The organism is Kitasatospora sp. NPDC048239 (assembly GCF_043202015.1).
GTDB lineage: Bacteria > Actinomycetota > Actinomycetes > Streptomycetales > Streptomycetaceae > Kitasatospora.
Genome location: NZ_JBICZP010000001.1, coordinates 819402 through 842603, shown reverse-complemented (window position 1 = coordinate 842603; position 23202 = coordinate 819402). Strand labels below are relative to the sequence as shown.

Annotated in this window: 17 protein-coding genes; 8 read left to right on the top strand and 9 right to left on the bottom strand. The window is 75.3% G+C overall.

Annotated features, from left to right (window positions below):
- Positions 1–139 precede the first annotated feature (139 nt).
- From ACGFZP_RS03660 to ACGFZP_RS03650, 3 genes are all read right to left on the bottom strand, one after another.
- Positions 140–3394, bottom strand: coding sequence for an error-prone DNA polymerase (locus ACGFZP_RS03660; RefSeq protein WP_392928145.1), 3255 nt, complete (start codon positions 3392–3394; stop codon positions 140–142).
- A gap of 111 nt (positions 3395–3505) precedes the next feature.
- Positions 3506–5254, bottom strand: coding sequence for a DNA polymerase Y family protein (locus ACGFZP_RS03655; RefSeq protein ID WP_392928143.1), 1749 nt, complete (start codon positions 5252–5254; stop codon positions 3506–3508).
- 1 nt (position 5255) lies between these two features.
- Entirely contained in the window at positions 5256–5972 is a 717-nt protein-coding gene (locus ACGFZP_RS03650) for a hypothetical protein (protein WP_392928141.1), read from the bottom strand.
- 598 nt (positions 5973–6570) lie between these two features.
- Between ACGFZP_RS03650 and ACGFZP_RS03645 the strand changes: the two genes are divergently transcribed.
- Positions 6571–7269, top strand: coding sequence for a formylglycine-generating enzyme family protein (locus ACGFZP_RS03645; RefSeq protein ID WP_392928140.1), 699 nt, complete (start codon positions 6571–6573; stop codon positions 7267–7269).
- 44 nt (positions 7270–7313) lie between these two features.
- Here ACGFZP_RS03645 and ACGFZP_RS03640 read toward each other — a convergent pair whose 3' ends face one another.
- Positions 7314–8933 carry an MFS transporter gene (locus tag ACGFZP_RS03640; RefSeq protein WP_392928139.1) on the bottom strand — a complete coding sequence of 540 codons (1620 nt, stop codon included), beginning with the start codon at positions 8931–8933 and terminating at the stop codon, positions 7314–7316.
- 190 nt (positions 8934–9123) lie between these two features.
- On the opposite strand from ACGFZP_RS03640, the gene ACGFZP_RS03635 reads away from it, so the two are divergent.
- On the top strand, positions 9124–10341 hold the full coding sequence (locus ACGFZP_RS03635; protein ID WP_392928138.1) for an SUKH-4 family immunity protein: 1218 nt from the start codon (positions 9124–9126) through the stop codon (positions 10339–10341).
- Between the two features lie 9 nt (positions 10342–10350).
- Here ACGFZP_RS03635 and ACGFZP_RS03630 read toward each other — a convergent pair whose 3' ends face one another.
- Together ACGFZP_RS03630 and ACGFZP_RS03625 are read right to left on the bottom strand one after the other, a co-directional pair.
- Positions 10351–11604 carry an RNA polymerase sigma factor gene (locus ACGFZP_RS03630; RefSeq protein ID WP_392928136.1) on the bottom strand — a complete coding sequence of 418 codons (1254 nt, stop codon included), beginning with the start codon at positions 11602–11604 and terminating at the stop codon, positions 10351–10353.
- Positions 11601–12002, bottom strand: a complete 402-nt coding sequence (locus ACGFZP_RS03625) for a YciI family protein (protein ID WP_392928134.1) — start codon at positions 12000–12002, stop codon at positions 11601–11603. The genes ACGFZP_RS03630 and ACGFZP_RS03625 overlap by 4 nt, the downstream gene beginning before the upstream one ends.
- Positions 12003–12213: 211 nt before the next feature.
- Here ACGFZP_RS03625 and ACGFZP_RS03620 point away from each other — a divergent pair, with 211 nt between their 5' ends.
- Positions 12214–13131, top strand: coding sequence for an oxygenase MpaB family protein (locus ACGFZP_RS03620; protein ID WP_392928132.1), 918 nt, complete (start codon positions 12214–12216; stop codon positions 13129–13131).
- 25 nt (positions 13132–13156) lie between these two features.
- On the opposite strand, the gene ACGFZP_RS03615 is transcribed toward ACGFZP_RS03620, so the two are convergent.
- Positions 13157–14116: a helix-turn-helix domain-containing protein gene (locus ACGFZP_RS03615; protein WP_392928130.1), complete on the bottom strand. Its 960-nt coding sequence runs from the start codon at positions 14114–14116 to the stop codon at positions 13157–13159.
- Positions 14117–14273: 157 nt separating this feature from the next.
- Positions 14274–14708 carry a MarR family winged helix-turn-helix transcriptional regulator gene (locus tag ACGFZP_RS03610; protein WP_392928128.1) on the bottom strand — a complete coding sequence of 145 codons (435 nt, stop codon included), beginning with the start codon at positions 14706–14708 and terminating at the stop codon, positions 14274–14276.
- Positions 14709–14779: 71 nt separating this feature from the next.
- On the opposite strand from ACGFZP_RS03610, the gene ACGFZP_RS03605 reads away from it, so the two are divergent.
- From ACGFZP_RS03605 to ACGFZP_RS03585, 5 genes are all read left to right on the top strand, one after another.
- Positions 14780–15895: an ABC transporter substrate-binding protein gene (locus tag ACGFZP_RS03605; protein WP_392928126.1), complete on the top strand. Its 1116-nt coding sequence runs from the start codon at positions 14780–14782 to the stop codon at positions 15893–15895.
- Between the two features lie 151 nt (positions 15896–16046).
- The gene (locus ACGFZP_RS03600; protein WP_392928124.1) at positions 16047–17492 is read left to right on the top strand and encodes an APC family permease; all 1446 of its coding nucleotides are present in this window, start codon (positions 16047–16049) and stop codon (positions 17490–17492) included.
- Positions 17489–18508, top strand: a complete 1020-nt coding sequence (locus ACGFZP_RS03595) for an acetamidase/formamidase family protein (RefSeq protein ID WP_392928122.1) — start codon at positions 17489–17491, stop codon at positions 18506–18508. Before ACGFZP_RS03600 ends, ACGFZP_RS03595 begins: the two co-directional genes overlap by 4 nt.
- A gap of 364 nt (positions 18509–18872) precedes the next feature.
- Positions 18873–19961, top strand: a complete 1089-nt coding sequence (locus ACGFZP_RS03590; protein ID WP_392928121.1) for an isopenicillin N synthase family dioxygenase — start codon at positions 18873–18875, stop codon at positions 19959–19961.
- A 311-nt stretch (positions 19962–20272) separates the two neighbouring features.
- Complete coding sequence (locus ACGFZP_RS03585; RefSeq protein WP_392928341.1) at positions 20273–21040, top strand: MerR family transcriptional regulator; 768 nt, start codon at positions 20273–20275, stop codon at positions 21038–21040.
- Here the strand turns inward: ACGFZP_RS03585 and ACGFZP_RS03580 are convergent.
- The gene (locus tag ACGFZP_RS03580) at positions 21030–23198 is read right to left on the bottom strand and encodes a 3-hydroxyacyl-CoA dehydrogenase NAD-binding domain-containing protein (RefSeq protein WP_392928119.1); all 2169 of its coding nucleotides are present in this window, start codon (positions 23196–23198) and stop codon (positions 21030–21032) included. The genes ACGFZP_RS03585 and ACGFZP_RS03580 overlap by 11 nt on opposite strands.
- Between the last annotated feature and the right edge of the window lie 4 nt (positions 23199–23202).

Here is a 23202-nt window from a genome sequence, read left to right as displayed (position 1 = left end):
CCCCGCCCCCTCCCCTCGACCCGGCGCGGCGCAGGCAACCCCCCACGACTGCGCCGCGCCGTACCACCGGATGCCGGGCCGGCACCCCGGGGCACCACCCGGGCCGCCTGCACAGGCCTGGCGGTCACAGGCCTGGCGGTCACAGGCCGATCCGCAGCGGGCTGAGGCGGGTGGCGACCAGGTTGGTGGCGCCCCGGTCGCGTTCGATGTGGCCGTGGACCAGCAGGCCGGCCCGGTCCAGGGCGGTACGGCGCTGGGACTCCCAGACCGGGCGGCTGCAGATCACGTTGATCAGACCGGTCTCGTCCTCCAGGCTGAGGAACAGCACCCCGCCCGCCGTCGGCGGCCGCTGCCGGTGGGTCACCAGACCGCCGACCACGACGGCGGTGCCCGGCGCGACGTCCGGCAGTTCGGCGGCCGAGAGCGCGCCGCCGCGTTCCAGGTGCGCGCGCAGGTGCTGGACGGGGTGGCTGGTGGCGGAGGCGCCGGTGGCCCAGAGGTCGGCGATGGTCTCCTCCACCGGGGTCATCCCCGGCAACGGGGGCGCCTCGGTGCCGGGCGTGGTGCCGGGGAGCAGCGCCGCCGAGACCCCGGCGAAGGCGCCCGCCGACCAGAGCGCCTGCCGCCTGTTCAGTCCGAAGCAGCCGAACGCGCCCGCCGTGGCGAGGGCCTCCAGGGCCGGCGCGGGCAGGCCCGTCCGGCGGGCGAAGTCCTCCAGGTCCGCGTACGGGCGCCCGGCCGCGATCGCCTCGGCCTGCGGGGCGCCGATGCCTCGGACGGTGTCCAGGCCCAGCCGGATCGCGGGCTGCGGCCGCCCGGCGGTGAGCGGCGGGCTGGGGGTCGGCCCCTGGCACGTCTCCAGGGTCGGCCGGGCCGCGCTGGCGTTGACGTCCACCCCGCGGACCCGGACGCCGTGCCGCCGGGCGTCCGAGATCAGGCTGAGCGGCGCGTAGAAGCCCATCGGCTGGTTGGCCAGCAGCGCGCAGGTGAAGGCCGCCGGGTAGTGGTACTTGAGCCAGGCGCTCGCGTACACCAGGTAGGCGAAGCTGATCGCGTGGCTCTCCGGGAAGCCGTAGTTGGAGAAGGCCTCGATCTTGGTGTAGACGTCCTCGGCGACCTCCGGCGGGATGCCGCGCGCGGTCATGCCCTCCAGCAGTCGGTCGCGCAGCCGGGCGACGCGTTCGTGGGAGCGCTTGGAGCCCATCGCCTGGCGGAGCCGGTCGGCCTCGGAGGGGGTGAACCCGGCGCAGTCGATGGCCAGTTGCATCATCTGCTCCTGGAACAGCGGCACTCCCAGGGTCTTGCCGAGCGCGTTCTCCATCAACGGGTGCGGGCAGCCCGCCGGTTCGACCCCGGCGCGGCGCCGCAGGTACGGGTGGACGGAGCCGCCCTGGATCGGGCCCGGGCGGATCAGCGCGACCTCCACCACCAGGTCGTAGAAGTGGTCCGGCTTCAGGCGCGGCAGGGTGGCCATCTGGGCGCGCGACTCGACCTGGAAGACGCCGACGGTGTCGGCCCGCCGGAGCATCGTGTAGACGCCCGGGTCGGCGTCCGGGATGGTCGCCAGGTCGTAGCGCTGCCCGTGGTGCTCGGCGATCAGGTCGCAGGCGTCGTGCAGCGCGGAGAGCATGCCGAGACCGAGCAGGTCGATCTTGACCAGCCCGGCGCCGGCCGTGGAGTCCTTGTCCCACTGCAGCACCGAGCGGCCCGGCATCCGGGCCCACTCGGTCGGGCAGATCTCGCCGATCGGATCCCTGGTGAGCACCATGCCGCCCGAGTGGATGCCCAGATGGCGCGGCAGGCCGTGGAGTTGGGAGGCGAGTGCGAGCACGTCGGAGGGGATGACGGCGTCGGCGCCGGGCGGGGAGCGGAAGTCGCTCTGCCGACTGAACGCGTCCACCTGCCCCTGCGGGTAGCCGAGCACCCGGGCTGCGTCGCGCAGCGCCAGCCGGGGCCGGTAGGTGATCACATTGGCGACCTGGGCGGCGTGCTCGCGCCCGTAGCGGCGGTAGACGTACTGGATGACCTCCTCGCGGCGGCGGTTCTCGATGTCCAGGTCGATGTCGGGCGGCCCGTCGCGGGCGGTGCTCAGAAAGCGTTCGAAGAGCAGTTTGTAGTGGACCGGGTCGACGGCGGTGATCCCCAGGGCGTAGCAGACCGCCGAGTTGGCCGCCGAACCGCGGCCCTGGCACCAGATGGACTCCCGGCGGCAGAAGTCCACGATGTCGTGGACGATCAGGAAGTACCCGGCCAGGTCGAGCTCCTCGATGACGTCCAGTTCCTTGGCGAGCTGCCGGCGGGCCGGTCCGTTGCCGGGGCCGAAACGGGCCGGGCCGCCCTCGGCGACCAGTGCGCGCAGATGGCTGATCTCGGTGTGCCCGGGCGGGACGGGGAAGCCGGGGAGCTCCGGGTCGAGCCTGGCGAAGTCGAAGGCGCAGGCACGGGCGAGGTCGACGGTGGCCTGCCGCACACCGGGGAAGCGGGCCAGCCGGGCGGCCATCTCGCGGCCCGACCGCAGGTGGGCGGTGCCGGCCGCCCTGGTCCAGCCCGCTGCGTCCTGCAGGGTGCGGCGCCCGTGCAGCGCGGCGAGGCTCTGTGCCAGCCGCCCCTGGGCCGGCCCGGCGTGGTGGGCGTTGGTGGAGGCGACCACGGGCAGGCCGAGCCCGGCGGCGAGGGCGGCCAGGGCGTCGTTGCGCAGGTCGTCGCCGGGCTGCCACTGGTCGATCAGCTCGACGTAGACGTTGTCGCGGCCGAACGCCTCGGTGAGGGTCCGCAGTTGGTATTCGGCGGCGCTCCCGGCCAGGGCGCCGGACAGGGCTGCGGGCACCCGGCCGAGGCGGCAGCCGGTGAGTACCGCCCAGTGGCCCCCGTGCGCATCGGCGAGCGCCGCGAAGTCGTACGCCGGCCGCCCCTTGGCCCCGCCCGCGAGCTGGGCCGCGCTGATCGCCGCGGAGAGCCGGCGGTAGCCGGCCGGGTCGCGGGCCAGGACCAGCAGGTGTTCGCCGTTCTGACGGAGCGTCAGCTCTGCCCCGAACACCGTGGCGATGCCCGCCTCGCGGGCCGCCTCGGCGAAGCGGACCGCGCCGTAGAGGCCGTCGTGGTCGGTGAGGGCGAGCGTCTCGATCCCGAGCCGGGCGGCCTCCGCGACCAGCGCCTCGGGGTCGCTGGCGCCGTCCAGGAAGCTGAAGGCGGAGTGGACGTGGAGTTCGGCCCAGGGGAAGGAGGGCCCACCCGGGGGTTCGCCGGGGCCTTCGACGGGCCCGGTGGCGCCGGACCGGTCACGACCGCGGCCGCGGAGCGGGACGACCTCGCCATCCGCCGGGCCCGGCCGGCCGCCGGCCAGGCGTCGGTGCAGTTCGCTCCAGGGGAGCGTGGGGTGGCTGGTGAATCCCATCGGGGGCTGTTACTCCGGTCCTGCCGTGTCGGTCTGTCGCCCCCCCTGTTTGCTTTGTGCCTGCCTGCCTCCCCCCCCCCCCTTTTTTCACTTCGTGGTACCTCGTGCCGGTCAGTCGTAGCCGGCCTCCACGAACCAGGCGCCGCCCTCCACCGTGAGCAGCAGCGCCCGGCCGCCCTCCACCGCGACCTGGAAGCGCGCCCGGCGGCGGGCGAGCGACTGGTCCCACCAGTACTCGACCGCCGGCCAGGGCCCCGTCCAGCCGTCCACCAGCAGTTCCCGCCCCCGCACCGCGACCCGGGCCGGCCGGGCCGACACCCCGGCCCGGCCGTCCACCGTCACCGGATGCCCGTCCGCGTCCAGCACCACGGCCGGCAGCGGGGTGCGGTGCACCACGGCGGGCCAGACGTCCCGCAGCCGCCCCGGCCAGGGCGCGTCGGCGGGGGCCGCCGGCTCGTACGTCTCGCCCCACGGCACCCGGACCGCCTGCTCGTCCGGCCCCCGCCCGCCGGCCGGCTCGATCCGGCGCAGCCCGGCGTGCCCGAGCACCGCCTGGACGCGGGCCACCGCCCGCTCCACCCGGTCGTCCGCGACGGCCTGTCCCCAGAGCGCCAGCTGCCGCCCCTGGTCGGGGGCCAGCCCGTCGGGGGCGAGGCGCAGGACGGTGAAGCCCGCGTCGACCCCGGCGCCGGACGCGGCGAACGTGCCCGCGCCCTGCCAGGCCTGGAGCTGCCAGCGGACCCGTTCGGCCAGCGCCCCCGCCGACAGCCCCTCGTGCCGCCAGAGCCGCGAGGCCGTCCGCCCGTCGGCGCACGCCACCTCGACGGCGACCCGCCGACAGGTCAGCCCCGCCCCGGCGAGGCGCTGGTGCAGCCGCTCGGCGAGGGCCCTGGCGACGAACACCAGCGGCTCGGCCAGTGGCTCGGGCGGGTCGAAGCGCTGCTCGACGGAGAGGTCCGGCTCCTCCGCCCGCGGTACCAGCGGGCGCGACCGCAGCCCCCGGGCCGTCCGGTGGGCGGCGGTGCCGGCCGGGCCGAAGCGGTCCGCGACCGCCTCGGCGGGCAGGGCGGCGAACGCCCCGACGGTGGGCAGGCCCAGCCGGTCCAGCAGTTCGGCCAGCCCCTCGTCGCCGAGCGCCGCCACCGGGTAGGGGGCGAGGAACTCCGGCGTCCGCCCGGCCGGCACCAGCACTCCCGCCCGCGCGGCCAGCACGGCGGCGAACAGGCCGTCGGCCACGCCGACCAGGGCCTCCGGTGCTTCGGCCGCCACCGACTCGGGCCCTGCCCCTGCCTCTGCCCCTGCCTCTGCCCCTGCCCCTGCCCCTGCCCCTGCCCCTGCCCCTGACTCGGACGCGTCCGCCGGGTCGTCCGCCACCGGGCCGCGCCCTTGCGGCAGGTCCACCCCGGGGTGGGCGCGCCCGGCCGGGGCGGCCTCGGCATCGGCCGGGTGCACCGGTACCGCCGGGTCCGCCAGTGCGTCCGCCACCGCCGACCGGACCTTCGCCGCCAGCGCCTCCTCGCCACCGAAGTACCGGCTCGGGCCCTTCACCGGGATCGCGCACAGGCCCGGGCGCAACACCTCCACCCGGGGCGTGAAGGCCTCCACCGCCGCGACCACCGGTTCGAACCGCCTGGTCTCCGCCTCCGGGTCGCGCTCCCGCAGTTCCAGCGCGGGGCAGAGCCGCTGGGCGAGCTTGAGCCGCTGGCCCTGCCGCACCCCGGCCGCCCGGGCCGCCCGCGAGCAGGCCAGCACCCGCCCGCCGGCGGTCACCGCCACCGGGCGCTCGCCGCCGAGGCCCTCGACCGCCGCGACCGGCCAGTCCGGGCACCAGACCACCAGCACGCGCGGACTGTCCGCCATCTCACACCACCGCCATACGTTCGAGGCCCGTTCCGGCCCCCGACACCGCGGCCTCCCCCGTCGCCCCCACCGTCCGCACCGGATCCGCCACCGGGTCGGCCACCGCCCGCACCTCGCCGTGCTCGTCCGGCAGCCAGAGCCGCGCCGTCCGGCCGCGCACCGCCGCGCCGCGCCCCTCGGCCACCACCTCCACCTGCCGCCCGGTGAGCTGTCCGTGCCCGTCGCCCAGCCCGAACCACCGCCCGGACCGCACCCCCAGCCGCAGTCCGGCCCCCGGCCACGGCCCGGCCACCAGCAGCACGCAGCCGCTGCGCCGCAGCACGGCCGCCAGCCGGGCGGCCAGCCCGGGCGCCACCGGCCCGTCCGGACGCAGCATGATCAGCTCGACCGCCCCGGCCAGCACCGAGACCACCTCGGCCCAGTGCGGCCCGGGCTCGTCCGCCACCAGCAGCCGCCGCAGGTCCAGCCCGTACCCGGCCGCCGCGGCCAGCCCGAGGTCCGGCAGCCCGACCGCCGCGGCCCAGCCGCCCCCGTTCGCCGCGTCCTCCCCCACCGCCCCGGCCGCCAGCGCCAGCAGCAGCCCGGCGTCCCCGCCCCCGACCGACACCGCCGTGCCCCGCCGCAGCCCCCCGTCCGGCAGCAGCGCCCCCAGCGCGGGCGGCACCGGCAGCACCCCGCCCACCCGGCCGCCGACAGCCGGGGCAGCCGCCGACACCACCGGCCGGAGCGTCGGTCGCTCGGCGATGGAATCGAAAACAGATTCGAAAACGGGCACACCCCCAGGATCGAACATCTGTTCGTAAAGATTCAAGTCCGAATACCCCACCCAGGCGATCACGCTGAGTTGTGCCGAGCCACGGTGGATGCCACTTCGCCGCACGAACCATCACCGCGATCGAAAAGGAGCGCGGCGCCGACCGAGCAGCCGACCGAGCAGCCGAGGGAGCGGCTACTGGAGCGGCTCGACTCTGTGCGGCCGGACTACGGCGCTCCGACTCCGCTCGCCCGGATGGCGACCTCCGGCTACTCCGCCCTCCGGACGATCACGATCATCCCCATGGAGAGGAACATGACGGCGGGTGTCACCACAGCCCTGCGCGGTGACGGGCTCTCCTCAGACGCCTGCCGCCACCGCGAGGCCCAGCCCCGGCAGGACGACGCCGGTGGTCACGCGGAGCCCCCGCAGGACTGTCGGCCGCGACACCACCGCCACCTGGGAGGCACCCCCGCAACGCACACCCGCCCCACCGGGCGGAGCCTGGCGAAGCCCCGGCCCGGGCCGTCCGAGCCGGGCGGGCGCGTAGGATCACCTGCCCATGGACGCGAGCGCATTGGGCGGGATGGTCGCCGTTCCGCCGGGGGTGGTCACGCTGTCGGACCGGCGGACGCAGCGGAGTTGGCCGGTGGAGGTCGCGGCCTTCCGGCTCGCGGCCCTCCCGGTCACCCAGGGGCTGTACGCGGAGGTCACCGGGCGGCGGCCCGGTGCCGGGCGGGGGGACCGGTTGCCCGTCGAGGGGGTCTCCTGGTGGGACGCCGTCCGGTTCTGCAACGCCCTGTCCCGGCGGGACGGGTTCACGCCCGCCTACCGCCTCGGCCCCGACGGCGGGCAGGACGGCGACGGCGGGGACGAGGACGTCAGCTGGGACGCGCCGGCCGACGGGTACCGGCTGCCGACCGAGGCCGAGTGGGAGCACGCCTGCCGCGCCGGTACGGCCGGGCCCCACTACGGACCGCTCGACGAGATCGCCTGGTACCGCGGCAACTCGGAGGAGCGGATCCACGAGGTGGGCGGCAAGCGGCCCAACCCGTGGGGCCTCCACGACATGCTCGGCAACGTCTGGAACTGGTGCTGGGACGTCTACGACGCCGAGGTCTACGGCGACTACCGGGTGCTGCGCGGCGGCGGCTGGTTCGACGAGCACTGGAGCTGCCGGGCCTCCGCGCGCCGCCGCAGCCACCCGAGCCTGCGGATCGACGACGTGGGCTTCCGGGTCGCCCGGTCCACGCCGAGCTGACCCGGAGGCGGAGGCGGGGGCGGAGGCGAAGCGAGGCGAACCGGTCAGCGCGGCGCGGGCGAGCCGGGCGGGGTGGTCGGGATCCGGTGGGTGAAGAACATCGCGAGGAGGGCCGCGAGGGCGAGGACGGCCAGGGCGGCGCGCAGGCCGTCGACCCGTGCCTCGGCGTTCGCGTCGAGCGCGGCCGAGGCCCTCGCCGGGTCGACGCCCGCCTGGTCGAGGGCCGCCGTCAGCTGGGCGTCCGACAGGAAGGGCGCGCCGCTTTCGAGTTGCACGGCGGCCTGGCTCTTGACCGCGGCCGGGACCGCCGGGTCCTGCTCGACGGCGGCCAGGAACGAGGAGGTCAGGGTCGCGATCAGGATCGATCCGGCGAGCGCCGTGCCGATCGAGGAGCCGAGGTTGGTGACGGCGTTCTGGATGCCGCCGACCTCGGCGCTCTGCTCGTCCGGTACGGCGGACACGGTGACCGCGCCCAGCTGGGACGCCAGCGCGCCCATGCCGAGCCCGATCAGCAGCAGGGGGACGGTGACGACCTCCGCGCCCGCGTCCGCGTCGAGCGCCGCCAGCAGGACCACCGCCCCCGCGAACAGCAGCAGGATCCCGATCCGCACCACCCGCCGCGGCGAGATGCCGGGCAGCAGACGGGGGATCAGCACCGCGGCGGCGAGCAGGGTCAGCGAGAGCGGCAGCAGCCGGGCGCCGGTCTTCAGCGCGGACAGGCCCAGCGCGACCGACAGGTAGAGCGGGACGACGAAGAACACGCCCATCTGGACGAGGTACTGGAAGAAGAACATCACCAGGCCCCCGGTGAGCTGCCGGTTCCGCAGCAGGGCCGGATCCACCAGCGGCTCCCGGTCCCGCTCCACCAGGCGGGCCTCCCAGCGGAGGAAGAGGTGGATCAGGAGCAGGCCGGCGAGCACCAGCCACACCACCAGGGAGATCCCCAGCCAGGAGGGCGCGTCGGGCTTCGGCAGGAACCAGCCCCATTCGCCCGAGCGCAGGATGCCGTAGACGAACACCCCGAGGCCGAGGGCGGAGAGCACCGCCCCGAGGAGGTCGATGCGGGGGCGCCCCTCGGTGGGCGCGTCGGCGAGGCGGCGGGTCAGGAACAGGATGCCGAGCACGATCACGACCTCGCCGGCGAAGACCCAGCGCCAGGAGAAGTAGGTCGTCGCGATGCCGCCGATGAGCGGTCCGACGGCGATCGCCACGGCCCCCGCGGCGGCGACCAGCCCGTAGGCGGCGGGCCGGCGTTCGGCGGCGAAGTTGCCGGCGACCAGCGCCACGATCGCGGGCAGGATGAGCGCCGCCCCGATCCCTTCGAGGAACGACCAGCCGACCAGCAGCACGGGCAGGTTCGGGGCGAGGGCCGTCGTCAGGGAGCCGCAGCCGTACACGGCGCAGCCGATCATGAACGCCCGTTTGCGGCCGATGAGCGCGCCGACCTTGCCCCCGGGGATCATGAACATCGCCATCACCAGCGTGTAGGCCGTGATCGCGCCCTGGATCCCGGTCACGGTCGTACCCACGTCGTCGGCCACCGTCGCGATCGAGACGTTCATGACGGAGCTGTCGAGCGCCATCAGGAACTGACCGGCCGCGAGAGTGGGCAGGACGAAGCCCGCCGTTGCCGAACCCGTGGAAGTACCTGTCCCGGCTGCCATGGGCGCATCGTGCCAGCCTCCCCTGCGAACGGGCCCCCGACCCGCCCCGGGTGTCAGCCGGTTGGCGCCCTGCGACCGGGGCCGCGGCCGGGTCGCGGGCAGGGGCCCGGGACCGGCGCCCGTCACCGCCGTCCGCGTCGCCCGTTAGGGTCGGGGCCGCAGGAATCACCGACACAGGGGGGCGGCACCCATGGACACCACCACCATGGACACCAACGACGCGGAGGCGGCCGGGCAGCGGCCGTACCGGCTCGATCCACAGGAACTGCCCGCGGGGCTGGCCCACGGCCCCAGCCGGAGCTTCCTCGTCCGGGACGGGCTGCCCGGGAGAGGCGCCTTCCTGGACTTCGGCGACCTGGCGGCGGACGGGCCGGCCGTCTACGAGCCCGGCGGCGAGGGCGCGGGGCCGCTGTACCTCCTCGGTGAGACCGACTACTTCCCCCACATCGCCTTCAGCGGCAGCAGCGTGGTGCTCGACGGCGCGACCGGGGAGGTGCACCTCGCCGAGCGGGTCGACGGCGGACTGCGGCGCGACCTGCTCGCCTCCGACCTCCCCGCACTCGCCGCCCTGATCCACGAGACCGAGGCGGTGGCGCCGGCCGCCCGGCAGCCCGACGCGTACGGGGGCCTGCGGGGCCCGGCGGTGGTCGCCCAGGTGATCGCGGCCGCCGGGCGGCGGATGCGCGCCATCGACCCGCGGCTGTACGACGGCGCCGCCCCGCCCGCGCACTGGGACACCGCGCTGCGCGTGCGCGCCCTGTGCTGGGGCGCCGGGCCCGGCGGACCGGGCGGGCTCCGGTACGAGCTGGACCCCGGGCTGGTGGCGGAGATCGCCGCGCTCACCGACGAGGGGGCCGTCCGCCGCTACGTGGAGGCCGAGCTGCCCGCCGGACTCACCCACACGCCGACCCGGCGGCTGCTCACCGAGGTCGGGCTGCCGCTCGGCGGCTGGATGTTCGCCGTCCACGAGGGCCCGCTGCTGACCATGGCGGAGGAGTACCCCGAGTACTTCGGCGAGGCGGACGGGCCGCAGGACGAGGCCGAGGAGCGGGACTACCAGCGCGACTACTTCGCGCTCGCCTCCTGGCCGACCGACCTGGAGGTCGCCCTCGACGGCGCCACCGGCCGCCTGGAGCTCCCGGACTGGTACGACGACGGCGAGCCCGCCGCCTACCTCAACCGCGACCTCTCCGCGCTGCTCTACGCCCTGTGGACGTACGAGCGGCTGCGCGAGGAGTGGGACCGCTGGGAGGACGGCGGCCCGTGGGCGGTGTTCGACCCGCGGGCCCTGCTGCACAGCGCGGTGGACGCGGCGGTGGCGGCCGTCGACCCGGAGGCCTTCGCCACCCCCGGCCACTCCTGGCAGCTCCTCGCCGACGACGCGCACGCCGGCGGCCTCCTGTCCTAGGGCCCGTCTTCAGCGCTCGGGCGGGGCGGCCAGGCGGGCGGCGCGGAGGGTGAGGTGGTGGCGCTCGGGGAGGCTGGCCGTGCGGCGGGCGGCGGCGCGGTAGTCGGCGGCCGCCGCCTCGCGGTCGCCCGCCAGTTCGTGCAGGTAGGCGCGGACCGCGGGCAGCCGGTAGTGGCCGGCCAGGGCCGGCGGGGCGTCCGCGAGGAGGGCGAGGCCGGCCGGCGGCCCGTCGACCATGGCCGTCGCGACCGCCCGGTTGAGGAGGATCAGCGGATTGTCGGAGATCCGCTCCAGCACCCCGTAGAGGGCGAGGATCTGCGGCCAGTCCGTCTCCGCCGCCGTCCGGGCCTCGTCGTGGACGGCGGCGACGGCCGCCTGGACCTGGTAGGGGCCGACCGGGCCGCGCGGCAGGACGGCGGTGATCAGGGCGGTGCCCTCGGCGATCGCGGCGGCGTCCCAGCGGGTGCGGTCCTGTTCGGCGAGCGGGACGAGTTCGCCGTCCGGACGGGTACGGGCCGGGCCGCGGGCCTCGGTGAGCAGCATCAGCGCCAGCAGGCCGGCCACCTCGGCGTCGTCCGGGAGCAGCGCGTGCACGGCCCGGGCGAGGCGGATCGCCTCCCGGGCGAGCTCGACGCGCCGCAGCTCGGGGCCGGCGCTGCTGGCGTAGCCCTCGTTGAAGACCAGGTAGAGCACGTGCAGCACCGCGTCCAGCCGGGCGGGCCACTCGGCGGCGTCGGGCATCCGGAACGGCACGCCGGAGGCCTTGATCCGCTGCTTGGCCCGGGTGATCCGCTGGCCCATGGTCGCCTCGGGGACGAGGAAGGCGCGGGCGATCTCCCCGGTGGTGAGGCCGCCGACCGAGCGCAGCGTGAGCGCGATCGCCGAGGCGGGCGGGAGCGCGGGGTGGCAGCAGAGGAAGAGCAGGGTCAGGGTGTCGTCCTGGGCGCCCCCGTCCGCGGCGTCGGCGGGCGGCGCCGTCTGCCGGTCGGCCGGCGTCTGCCCGGCCACCAGGTCCTCCCGGCGCCGGCGGGCCTGCTCGCTGCGGACCAGCTCGGTCATCCGGCGGCTCGCGACCTGGATCAGCCAGCCGCGCGGGTTGTTCGGCAGGCCCTCCTGCGGCCACTGGACGGCCGCGTCCAGCAGGGCCTCCTGGACGGCGTCCTCGGCTGTGGCGAAGTCGCCGAAGCGGCGGGTGAGCACGCCGACGACCTGCGGCGCGAGGGTGCGCAGCAGGTCGTCGGCGACCGGGTCGGGTGTGCTCACAGCTCGGTGGGCGGCACCGCCATGACCTGGCGCACCTCGATCGGCATGTTCAGCGGCGCCCCGCCGGGGCCGGGCGCGGCCGAGACGGCGGCGGCGATCTCCACGGCGCGGGCGTCGGTCTCGCAGTCCACGATCCACCAGCCGGCCACCCACTCCTTGATCTCCGGGAACGGCCCCTCGGTGACCACCGGCGCGCCGCCGGCGTGCGAGCGGACGATCCGGGCGGTCTCCGGCATCGCCAGGCCCTGGGCGTCGACCAGCTCCCCGGCCTCGGCGAGCCTGCGGTTGGTGTCCTTCATGAACCCGATGTGCGCCTGGATCTCCTCGGGCTTCCACTCGTCGATCCTGGGGAAGTCGGCCGTCGCCTCGCTGAACTGCATCAGCAGCATGTACTTCATGGTCCCGCTCCGTCTCTCCTTGCGGCGCCCCTGTGCGGGCCGCTCTCACGGGTAGGTAGAAGCACGCCCCGCGATTTCGACACCCCTGGCGGGGATCTCGAAAAAAAGTTAGCGGGAGCGGACCGGGCAGGGGTGCAGCGACGCCCGCGGACCGCTCCGGACCGCTCCGGGCCGCGTTGACCCGTACCTGACCGGACCCTATGGTCGGAGGGTGCAGCGATACGACTGGCTGAAGAAGATTCAGCGGATGGACCCGGAGACCGAGTTCACCGAGATCTACCGGATCAGCAGCTGGTACGAGTTCCCCTGGGACACCGTCCAGTCGCTCGGCTTCGCGCTCTACCGCACCTACGCCGTCCCCGGCATCGGGCGGCTGCTCGCGGAGACCGGGGAGTTCACCGACCGTGCGCAGAAGCGGTACGACGACACCACGCTGATCCTGGAGGCCGTGGTCGAGCACGGCTTCGGCTCGGCGCAGGGCCGCGAGGCGATCCGGCGGATGAACCAGATGCACCGCCGGTACGACATCTCCAACGACGAGTACCTGTACGTGCTCGCCACCTTCGTGGTGGTTCCCAAGCGCTGGCTCGACGACTACGGCTGGCGCCGGTACTCGCGGCACGAGATCCGCGCCACCACCAACTACTACCGCGAGCTCGGCCGCCACATGGGCCTGAGCGGCATCCCGGAGACCTTCGAGGAGTTCGAGCGGCTGCTCGACGACTACGAGCGCGAGCACTTCGGCTTCGACCCGGGCGGCCGGGAGGTATCCGACGCGACGCTCGGCCTGATGGCCTCCTGGTACCCGGCGCCGCTGCGCCCCTCGATGCGGCTCTCCTCGGTCTGCCTGCTCGACGACCCGCTGCGCGAGGCCTTCGGCTACCCGGCCCCGCCGGCCCTGCTCCAGCGCGCCGTCCGCACCGGCATGTGGCTGCGCGGGCGCGTCGTCCGGCTGCTGCCGCCCCGGCGGCGGCCCAGCCTGGCCCGCGACAACCGCCAGGTCCGGGGCTACCGGGGCGGCTACCGGATCGGCGAGCTGGGCACCTTCGCGGACGCCCCGGCGGCCGGCGGCTGCCCGTTCCCGCACGCGAAGGCCCCGGCGGACGAGGCCCGAGCGGACGAGGCCTGAGCGGGCGAGGCCCGAGCGGCCGCGCTCAGGCCCGGTCCTGGCGCGGCACGGCGGCCGCTCCGGCGCCCGGTCCGACCGGCCGGCCGGTGACCGTCCAGGCGGTGTCCGGCTCCTGCCCCGCGGCCACCAGCCCGGACAGCAGCCGCAGCCCCGCCTCGGACGCCGAACCGGGCGCGGCCGTGTAGACGGCCACCCGCTGCTCCTCGTCCTTGGGCAGCGACAGGTACTCGGTGGTCAGCTCCAGCGGGCCCACCACCGGGTGCTGGTAGCCCCGGGTGTCGCTGCCCGGGCAGAAGACCGCGTGCGAGGCCCACAGCCGGGCGAACTCCTCACTCGCCAGGGACAGTTCGCCGACCAGGGCGGCCAGCTCCGGCGTGTCCGGGTGCCGCCCGGCGATCAGCCGCAGGTCGGCGACGACGCCCCGCACCTGGCGCGGCCAGTCCGCGAACAGCTCGCGCACGTGCGGGTCGAGGAAGAGCATCCGGGCCAGGTTGGGACGGTCGGCCGGCCGCTGCGGGGCGGTGAGGTCGAGGTGGCCGGCCAGCAGGGCGTGCGCCATCGGGTTCCAGGCGAGGATGTCCAGGAAGCGGCCGAACACCAGCGCCGGGACGTCCCGGAGCGACTCGACCATCATCTGCACCGTCGGCCGCGCCCGCTCCGGCCGCGCCGCCCTCCTGCGCGGCCGCTCCACCGGGCGGGCCAGCGCGTAGAGATGGGCCCGCTCGTCGATGTCCAGGCGCAGCACCCGGGCGACGGCGTCCAGTACCGCGTCCGAGGCGTTGGGGCTCTGCCCCTGTTCGAGGCGGGTGTAGTAGCCGGCGCTCACGCCGGCCAGCTGCGCCAACTCCTCGCGGCGCAGCCCGGGGACGCGCCGCTGGCCGCCGTACGTGGGCAGTCCGACGTCCTCCGGCAGCAGCCGGGCGCGCCGGGCGCGCAGGAATTCGCCGAGATCCTGGCGCTGGGTGGTGGGTACCTGTGGACTCATGGGCCCCAGTCTCACTTCTCCGGCGCGGCCGTGCCTGCACCTGTCGGGTATACCCACGACGGCGGGCACCGCGCCCGGACCGGCACGCCGCGGACCGGCACACCGCGGAACAGCACGCCGCAGACCGGCACGCCCCGGACCACGGCGCCCCGGGGCGCTACGCCTCGGTGAGGTGGCGCAGCAGCGGGCCGGGGTCGGCGGTGCCGCAGGCCGCGCGGACGGCGGCGTCGTGGGCGGCGGCGAGGGCGTCGAGGCGGGTGAGCCGGGTGTGGCCGCGGCGGGAGAGGTGGGCGGTGACGCGGCGGCGGTCCTGCTCGTCCTGGCGGCGGTAGGCCCAGCCGGCCTCGGTGAGGGCGTCGACCACCCGGCTGAGGCTGGCCTGCGGGATGGCCAGGGCCTGGGCCAGCTCCCCCATCGCACAGCCGCCCTCGTGGGCGGCCAGGGCCCGCATGACGCGCCACTGGTCGAGGGTGCAGCCCTCGGCCTCCAGCTGGGCGGCCAGGCCCCGGGCCAGCCGGCGCTGGGCGACGGTGAGGAGTTCGATCAGGAGCGGCTGGTCGACAACGGCGGGGGCGGTGCCGGGTGGTGTCATCGCCGTTCCTCTTTCGCCGTTGCGGTGCCTGCCGCTTGCCGGATCCGCCGGCCTGACGATACTCGCAGGCAATGAGCGCCGACGTGAAGCTGCTGGAACCGCTCGACGCGCTGCACCTCCCCCGGGAGGGGCCGGCGCTTCGGGTCGCCCTGGTCGTGCCGCAGTCCGGGCCGCTGGGGCTGACCGGGCCCTCGGCGCTGGACGGGGCGCTGCTGGCCGCGCACGAGGTGAACGCGGGCGGCGGGGTGCGCGGACTGCCGCTGGAGCTGGTGCTGGTGGACGGCGGCGGGCCGCCGGGGGCGGTGGCCGGGGAGGTGGCGCTGCTGCTGGACGCCGGGGCGGTGGACGCGGTGGCCGGCTGCCACTCCAGTGATGTGCACCGGGCCGTGGAGGCGGTGGTCTCGGGGCGCGCCGCGTACGTGTTCACGCCGCCGCACGAGGGCGGGACCCGCCGGCCCGGGGTGGTCTGCACCGGGGCGGACCCGGTCCGGCAGCTGGACGGGGTGATCGAGCGGCTCACCGCCCGCCACCGGCTGCGCCGTTGGGCACTGATCGGCAACGACTACATCTGGCCGCGCGCGGTGCACCGGGCCGCCGGGGCGGCGGTGGAGCGGGCCGGGGCGGGGGTGGTGCTGGAGCGGCACCTGCCGTTCGGCACGGCGGAGCGGGCGCTGGAGCCGCTGCTGGACGCGCTCCGGGCGGCGCGCGCGGACGCCCTGCTGCTGAGCCTGATCGGCGCCGACCTGGTGCGGTTCAACCGGGCGCTGCGCCGGAGCGGCCTGCACCGGCGGCTGGTGCGGCTCTCCGGCGCGCTGGAGGAGAACAGCCTGGTCGCGTACGGCGGGGACGACACCGGCACGCTGTACGCGGTGATGCCGTCGTTCGTCTCGCTCGCCGAGGAGCGGCGGCTGCGGCTGGCCGAGCGGCACCGTGCGGTGTTCGGGCCGTACGCGCCGGTGCTGGACGCGTACGCGGTGGGGCTGTACGACGGGCTGCACCTGCTGGCGGCGCTCGGGTCGCGCGGCGAGCTGGTGGCGACCGGCGGTCTGGCGCGGGCGGCGGCGCGGCTGCTGCACGGGGAGGGCGCGGCCGTCCGGCGGGCCTGGGCCCGGGCGCCGCTGGGGCCGGCCCGGGAGGGGGTGCACCTGGCGCGGGCGGAGGGGCTCGGGTTCACCGTGCTGCCCTGAGGCCGCAGTCCGCAGGCTTCAGGGCTCAGGGCTCAGGGCTCAGGGCTCAGGCCGCGGACCGGAGACCTCCCGAGAACTCTTCCATTTGGAAATAACTGGCCCTACTGTCTCCCCCACCACCCGGGTCGTCACGTCACGGAGGAGAGCCCCCATGTCCGAAGCACCCGCACCCCAGAGCATCGAGGGCTACGGCTACAGACAGGAGCTGCGCCGCTCCCTGCGCTTCACCGATCTGCTGGTCTACGGACTGGTGTTCATGGTGCCGATCGCGCCGTTCGGCATCTTCGGCAGCGTCTTCCAGGGCTCCGGCGGCATGGTCGCCCTGGCGTACGGGCTCGGGATGGTGGCGATGATGTTCACCGCCCTGTCGTACGCGCAGATGTCGCGGGCCTTCCCGATGGCCGGTTCGGTGTACACCTACGCGGGGCGCGGCATCGCGGCGCCCGTCGGGTTCCTGTCCGGCTGGATGATCCTGCTGGACTACGTGCTGGTCCCCGGTCTGCTCTACCTGATCGCCGGGGTGGCGATGAACTCGCTGGTGCCCGCGGTGCCGGTCTGGCTCTGGCTGGTCGGCTTCGTGCTGCTGAACACCGCCGTCAACCACTTCGGCATCGAGATGACGTCGAAGGTCAACAAGGCCATGCTGATCGGCGAGTTGGTCGTGCTGGTGGTGTTCATCGGCTTCGGGCTGGCGGCGCTGGCGGCCGGCGAGGGCCGGGGCTTCGACCTCACCCCGGTCTACAACCCGCAGACCTTCTCGTGGAGTCTGGTGTTCGGCGCGGTGTCGGTGGCGGTGCTGAGCTTCCTCGGCTTCGACGGGATCTCCACCCTCTCCGAGGAGAACCGCGACTCCGCCCGTGCGATCGGCCGCTCGATGATCGCCGCGCTGCTGCTGGCCGGTTCGCTGTTCATCGCGCAGACCTGGATCGCCTCCCTCCTGGTGCCGGATCCGCAGGCGCTGATCGCCCGGGGCGATCCGGACGGCACCGCCTTCTACGACGCGGCCCGGGCCGCCGCCGGCGGCTGGCTCGCCACGGTGACGGCCGCCGCCACCGCCGTGGCCTGGGGGTTCGCCAACTCGCTGGTCGCCCAGGCGGCCACCTCGCGGCTGCTGTACGCGATGGCGCGCGACCGGCAGCTGCCCGCGTTCCTCGCCAGGGTCCACCCGCGCCACCGCGTCCCGGTGAACGCCACCCTGCTGACCGCCGGGGTCTCCCTGGTCCTCGGGCTCTACACGGCCTCGCGCGAGGACGGCATCACGCTGCTCTCCAGCCTGGTCAACTTCGGCGCGCTGACCACCTTCCTCGTCCTGCACGTGTCGGTGGTGGTGCACTATCTGGTCAGGCGACGCAGCCGGGACTGGTGGCGCCACCTGGTCGCACCGGCCGCCGGGTTCGCGATCCTGGCCTATGTGGTCGTCAACGCGGACATCGCCGCCCAGCGGCTCGGCTTCGCCTGGCTGGCGGTCGGCGCCCTGGTGCTGACCGGGCTGGTGCTCACCGGCCGCCGGCCGCGCCTGGCGGTGGCCGAGGACACCGCCGGGACCGCGCCCTCCCCCGACCCGACCGACTCCCCCGCCGTCAAGGAGACCCCGTGAACCTGCCCGACGCCGTCTCGCTCTCCCCCGCCCCGGACGAGTACGCCTACACCTTCGGCGGACGCGCCCCGCTGGTGACCGTCCGGCCCGGCACGGTGGTCGAGTTGACCACCGAGGACTGCTTCGGCGGGCGGGTCCGCGGCATCGGAGACCTGCCCAGCGCGGTCTGCGAGTTCCCCTACCTCAACCCGGTGACCGGCCCGATCGCGGTGGCCGGCGCCGAACCGGGCGACACCCTCGCCGTGCACTTCGTGGAGATCACCCCGGCCCGGGACTGGGGGGTCTCCAGCACCTTCCCGCACTTCGGCGCGCTCACCGCGACCCACACCACGGCGATGCTGCACGCGCCGCTGGAGGAGCGGGTCTGGGTGTACGAGCTGGACCGGGCGGCCGGGGTCTGCCGGTTCCGGGCCCGGAACAGCGACTTCACCGCCGAGCTGCCGCTGGACCCGATGCACGGCACGGTCGGCGTCGCCCCGGCCGGCGGCGAGACCCTGATGTCGATCACCCCCGGCGCGCACGGCGGCAACCTCGACACCCCCGAGATGCGGGCCGGCACCACCGCCTACTTCGGCGTCAACGTGCCCGGCGGGCTGCTGGCCATCGGCGACGGGCACGCCCGCCAGGGCGAGGGCGAGGTGTGCGGGACGGCCGTGGAGACGGCGATGCGCACCACGGTGGTGGTCGACCTGGTCAAGGGCGGCGGACCGGCCTGGCCGCGGCTGGAGAGCGACCGGTACCTGATCTCCACCGGCTCGGCCCGCCCCCTGGAGGACGCCTTCCGGATCAGCCAGCACGACCTGGTCCGCTGGACCGGGGAGCTGGTCGGCCTGGACGAGCTGGACGCCTACCAGCTGGTCAGCCAGGCCGGGTTGGCACCGGCCGCGAACGTGTGCGACACCAACTACACGATGGTCGCCAAGCTACCCAAGGCCCTGCTCGGTGGCGCCCGCGCGTACGACGGCCTGCACGACCGGCTCCGGGAGACGGCGGCCGCCTACCTGCGCCACCGCTGAGCGCGCCGGGCCGTCCCCCGGCCGACCCGGCGCACGGGCCGGCCGGGGGCGGCCGGGGGCGGCCGGGGGCTTTCCGGCAGGTTCACGACAAGAGGGGGACCCGGGGTCTCCCCGCCGCTCCGACCGTCATCTAGGCTGGTGACGTGCTCATACTCGTTCGCCGCCGCCACGTGGACCTGCTCCGCGTCACGAGCATGTCCTGTCGACGCTCCAGCTGAACCTCGCGCCTCCCACCCTCAAACGCGGCCACAGCAGGCCGCGTCCCCCCTCCCGGCTCCCGGAGCACCCGCCGCACCAGGCGTGGCCCCGGAGCCCCCGGTCGATCACCGGGACGGGCCGGGACGAGACCCAGCGGATGTCACCCATGACGCAGCAGCACCCCACCACCCCCTCCACCGAGACCGGGACCGCGACCGAGACCGCGGCCCGGACGGCGCCCTCCGGACTCGACAACCTCCCGGTGATCGACCTCTCGCTCGCCGACGGCAGCCCGGAGGACCGCACCCGGCTGCACGACGAGCTCCGCGCCGCGGCCACCGACGTCGGGTTCTTCCAGCTCGTCGGCCATGGCGTCACCCCGGCGGAGACGGCCGCCCTGACCGCCGCCATGCGGGCCTTCTTCGCCCTCCCGGAGGCCGACCGCCTCGCCGTCGCCAACCTCAACTCCCCGCACTACCGCGGGTACACCCGCACCGGCGACGAGCGCACCGGAGGCAGCCGGGACTGGCGCGACCAGCTCGACATCGGCGCCGAGCTGCCCCCGCACGTCCCCTCCCCGAGCGAGCCCGCCTACTGGTGGCTGGAGGGTCCCAACCAGTGGCCTGAGGGGCTCCCGGAGCTGCGGACCGCCGCCCTCGGCTGGATCGACCGGCTCGGCGCCGTCGCCCGCCGGCTGCTGCACGAGCTGCTCACCGCGATCGGCGCCCGCCCCGACTTCTACGACGACGTCTTCGCCGGCCACCCGCACCTGCGGCTCAAGCTGGTCCGCTACCCCGGCACCGCCCCGGACGGCGGCGGCCAGGGCGTGGGCGCGCACAAGGACTACGGGTTCATCACCCTGCTGCTCCAGGACACCGTCGGCGGGCTGCAGGTGGAGCGCGCGGACGGCTCCTTCCTGGAGGTCCCGCCGCTGGAGGGCGCCTTCGTGGTCAACCTCGGCGAGCTGCTGGAGGTCGCCACCGACGGCTACCTGAAGGCCACCAGCCACCGGGTGGTCAGCCCGGCCGGCGCCCGCGAGCGGTTCTCCGTCCCGTTCTTCTACAACCCGCGCCTCGACGCCCACATCGCCCCGCTCGACTTCCCGCTCGCCCACCACGCCCCCGGCGCGACCGAGGATCCGGCCAACCCGCTCTTCGCGGAGTTCGGGCTCAACGAGTGGAAGGGCTACACCAGGGCACACCCCGAGGTCACCCGCCGCCACCACCCCGAGCTGGCCGACGCCGCCCCGCGCTGACCGCCGACCCGCTCTTCGCGGGGTTCGGGCTCAACGAGTGGAAGGGCTACACCAGGGCGCACCCCGAGGTCGCCCCCGCCGACCGCGCCCTCCCGCCCCGATCGGACCCGCTCGGACCCGCTCGGCCCCGTTCCGGACCCAGTCCGGGCCCCTTCAGGACCGGCCCGCCTCCCGCCCCCGGGCGCGGACGCGGGCCGGTCCTGCCGTCTGCCCGCCCGGCCCGTGCCCCGCGGCGGTGGACCGGCCGGGCGCGCGGTGTCACACTCTTGCTGTTACAGCAGTGGTGGTACACGGAGGCGGAGGCGGGGCGGATGGGGGCCGAGGCGGCGGAGGTGCGGCTGACGGTGGACGAGCTGGCGGCGCGCGCGGGAGTGACCGTGCGCACGGTGCGGTTCTACGGGACGAAGGGCCTGCTGCCGCCGCCGGAGCTGGGACCGCGCCGAGTGGGCCTCTACGGACCCGACCACCTGGACCGCCTCGGGCTGATCGAGGAGCTCCAGCGGCAGGGCCTCACCCTGGCCGCGATCGAGCGCTACCTGGCCCGGCTGCCGCAGGACAGCACGCCGCTGGACCTGGCGATCCACCGGGCGCTGGTCGCGTCGTGGACGCCGGAGGCGGCCGAGGAGCTGAGCCGGGCGCAGCTGGAGCGCCGCGCCGGGCAGGGGCTGTCGGAGCAGCAGCTGGAGCGGCTGGCCGCGATGGGGGCGCTGGAGCGGACGGCGGACCCGCAGGTGTTCCGGGTCGATCCGGGGCTGCTGCCGCTGGGCGTGCGGATCCTGGACGTGCCGATCCCGCTGGAGACCCTGCTGGCGGCCCGCGCGGTGGTGCTGGAGCACAGCCGGGCGACGGCGCACGAGCTGCAGCGGCTGTTCCGCGAGACGGTGTGGGGGCCCTACCGGGAGAGTGAGCCGGAGCCGGCGGAGCTGGAGCGGATGAAGGGGCTGACGGACCACATCCAGCCGATGGTGGCGCAGGCGCTGGTCACGGCGTTCCAGCGCTCGCTGCGCGAGGAGCTGGGCGGGTCGGCGCCCTCCGCGGAGGACACCGACCCGCCCGGCCGGGCACCCGTCAGTCGGTGAAGGTCCGGCCCTCGGCGGCGATCCGCTCCAGCAGGGCCGGCGGCGCGAAGCGCTCGCCGTAGGCGGCGGCGAGCTCGCGGGCCCGGGCCGCGAAGCCGGCCGGGCCGCCCTCGTACCCGTTGACGTACTGGAACACCCCGCCCGTCCAGGCGGGGAAGCCGATGCCGAGGATGGAGCCCACGTTGGCGTCGGCGACGGAGGTCAGCACGCCCTCCTCCAGGCAGCGCACCGAGTCCAGCGCCTCGCTGAAGAGCATCCGCTCCTTGAGGTCCTCGAAGGGGACGGCGGAATCGGCCGAGGTGAAGTGCTCGCGCAGACCGGGCCAGAGCCTGCCCCGGCGGCCGTCCTCGCCGTACTCGTAGAAGCCCGCGCCGCCGCTGCGCCCCGGGCGGCCGAACTCGTCGACCATCCGGTCCACCACCGCGTCCGCCGGGTGGGCCGTCCAGCTGCCGCCGGCCGCCTCGGTGGCCCGCCGGTACTCGTCGCGGATCCTGCGCGGCAGGGTGAGGGTCAGCTCGTCGAGCAGCGAGAGCACCTTGGCCGGGTAGCCGGCCTGGGCGGCGGCCTGCTCGACGGAGGCCGGGTCGACGCCCTCGCCGACCATCGCCACGCCCTCGTTGATGAACTGGCCGATCACCCGGGAGGTGAAGAAGCCGCGCGAGTCGTTCACCACGATCGGCGTCCGGTTGATCTGGCGGACCAGGTCGAACGCCCGGGCCAGCGCCTCGTCGCCCGTCCCGGGGCCGCGGATGATCTCCACCAGCCGCATCTTGTCGACCGGCGAGAAGAAGTGCAGTCCGATGAAGTCGGCGGTGCGGACGACCCCCTCGGCGAGCAGGCCGATCGGCAGCGTGGAGGTGTTGGAGCAGAGCAGCGCGTCCGGTGCGACGACGCCCTCGATCTCCTGGAACACCTTGTGCTTGAGCTCGGGGTTCTCGAAGACCGCCTCGATCACGGCGTCGCAGCCGGCCAGGTCGGCGGCCTCGGCGGTCGGGGTGATCCGGGCGAGCAGCTCCTCGCGCTGCGCCTCCGTGGACCGGCCGCGGGCCACCGCCTTCTCCAACAGGCCTGCGGAGTAGGCCTTTCCGCGCTCGGCCGCCTCGATGGTGACGTCCTTGAGCACGACCTCGATGCCGGCCGCGGCGCAGGTGTAGGCGATGCCCGCGCCCATCATGCCGGCGCCGAGCACCGCGACCCTGCGCACCTCGCGCCGGTCGATCCCCTTCGGGCGCCCGGCACCGGAGTTGACGGCCTGCAGGTCGAAGAAGAGCGCCTGGATCATGTTCTTGCTGGTCTGCCCGCAGGCCAGCTCGGTGAAGTAGCGGGCCTCGATCACCATCGCGGTGTCCACGTCCACCTGGGCGCTCTCCACCGCCACCGCCAGCACGTTGCGCGGCGCCGGGTAGGGCGCGCCGGCCAGCTGCTTGCGCAGGTTGGACGGGAAGGCCGGCAGGTTGGCGGCGAGGGCCGGGGTGGCGGGGGTGCCGCCGGGGATCCGGTAGCCCTTGACGTCCCAGGGCTGGACGGCGGTCGGGTTGGCCGCGATGAAGGCGTGCGCCTGGGCGGTCAACTCCTCCGGAGTGGCGACGAGTTCGTGGACGAGTCCGTGCTGGAGCGCCTGCGCGGGCCGGTACTGGCGGCCCTCCAGCAGGAACTTCAGCAGCGCGTCGGTGATGCCGAACAGCCGGACGGTACGGACGACTCCGCCGCCGCCCGGCAGCAGGCCGAGGGTGACCTCGGGCAGGCCGATCCGGCTGGCCGGGGTGTCCAGGGCGATCCGGTGGTGGCAGGCGAGGGCGATCTCCAGGCCGCCGCCGAGCGCGCTCCCGTTGACCGCGGCGACCACCGGCTTGCCGAGGGTCTCCAGCCGGCGCAGGGTGCGCTTGATCCGCAGGGACTTCTCGAAGACGGCGGCGGCGTCCTCGGGGCGGGCGGCGGAGAGCATCCGCAGGTCGCCGCCGGCGAAGAAGGTCTTCTTGCCGGAGGTGATGACGACGCCGCGCAGCCCGTCGCCGAGGCCGGCCAGGCGCTCGACGGCGGCCTCGAAGTCGGCCGTGAAGGCGTCGTTCATGGTGTTGACGGACTGGGTGGGGTCGTCGAGGACGAGGGTGACCACGCCGTCCTGGTCCTGCTCCCAGCGGATGGTGGTGTCGGACATGGGT

Excerpts from the sequence above, each read along its gene's own strand:
- ACGFZP_RS03660 (WP_392928145.1), bottom strand. The coding sequence starts at position 3,394 with ATGGGATTCACCAGCCACCCCACGCTCCCCTGGAGCGAACTGCACCGA.
- ACGFZP_RS03655 (WP_392928143.1), bottom strand. The coding sequence starts at position 5,254 with ATGGCGGACAGTCCGCGCGTGCTGGTGGTCTGGTGCCCGGACTGGCCG.
- ACGFZP_RS03645 (WP_392928140.1), top strand. The coding sequence starts at position 6,571 with ATGGACGCGAGCGCATTGGGCGGGATGGTCGCCGTTCCGCCGGGGGTG.
- ACGFZP_RS03640 (WP_392928139.1), bottom strand. The coding sequence starts at position 8,933 with ATGGCAGCCGGGACAGGTACTTCCACGGGTTCGGCAACGGCGGGCTTC.
- ACGFZP_RS03635 (WP_392928138.1), top strand. The coding sequence starts at position 9,124 with ATGGACACCACCACCATGGACACCAACGACGCGGAGGCGGCCGGGCAG.
- ACGFZP_RS03625 (WP_392928134.1), bottom strand. The coding sequence starts at position 12,002 with ATGAAGTACATGCTGCTGATGCAGTTCAGCGAGGCGACGGCCGACTTC.
- ACGFZP_RS03615 (WP_392928130.1), bottom strand. The coding sequence starts at position 14,116 with ATGAGTCCACAGGTACCCACCACCCAGCGCCAGGATCTCGGCGAATTC.
- ACGFZP_RS03610 (WP_392928128.1), bottom strand. The coding sequence starts at position 14,708 with ATGACACCACCCGGCACCGCCCCCGCCGTTGTCGACCAGCCGCTCCTG.
- ACGFZP_RS03605 (WP_392928126.1), top strand. The coding sequence starts at position 14,780 with ATGAGCGCCGACGTGAAGCTGCTGGAACCGCTCGACGCGCTGCACCTC.
- ACGFZP_RS03600 (WP_392928124.1), top strand. The coding sequence starts at position 16,047 with ATGTCCGAAGCACCCGCACCCCAGAGCATCGAGGGCTACGGCTACAGA.
- ACGFZP_RS03590 (WP_392928121.1), top strand. The coding sequence starts at position 18,873 with ATGACGCAGCAGCACCCCACCACCCCCTCCACCGAGACCGGGACCGCG.
- ACGFZP_RS03585 (WP_392928341.1), top strand. The coding sequence starts at position 20,273 with ATGGGGGCCGAGGCGGCGGAGGTGCGGCTGACGGTGGACGAGCTGGCG.
- ACGFZP_RS03580 (WP_392928119.1), bottom strand. The coding sequence starts at position 23,198 with ATGTCCGACACCACCATCCGCTGGGAGCAGGACCAGGACGGCGTGGTC.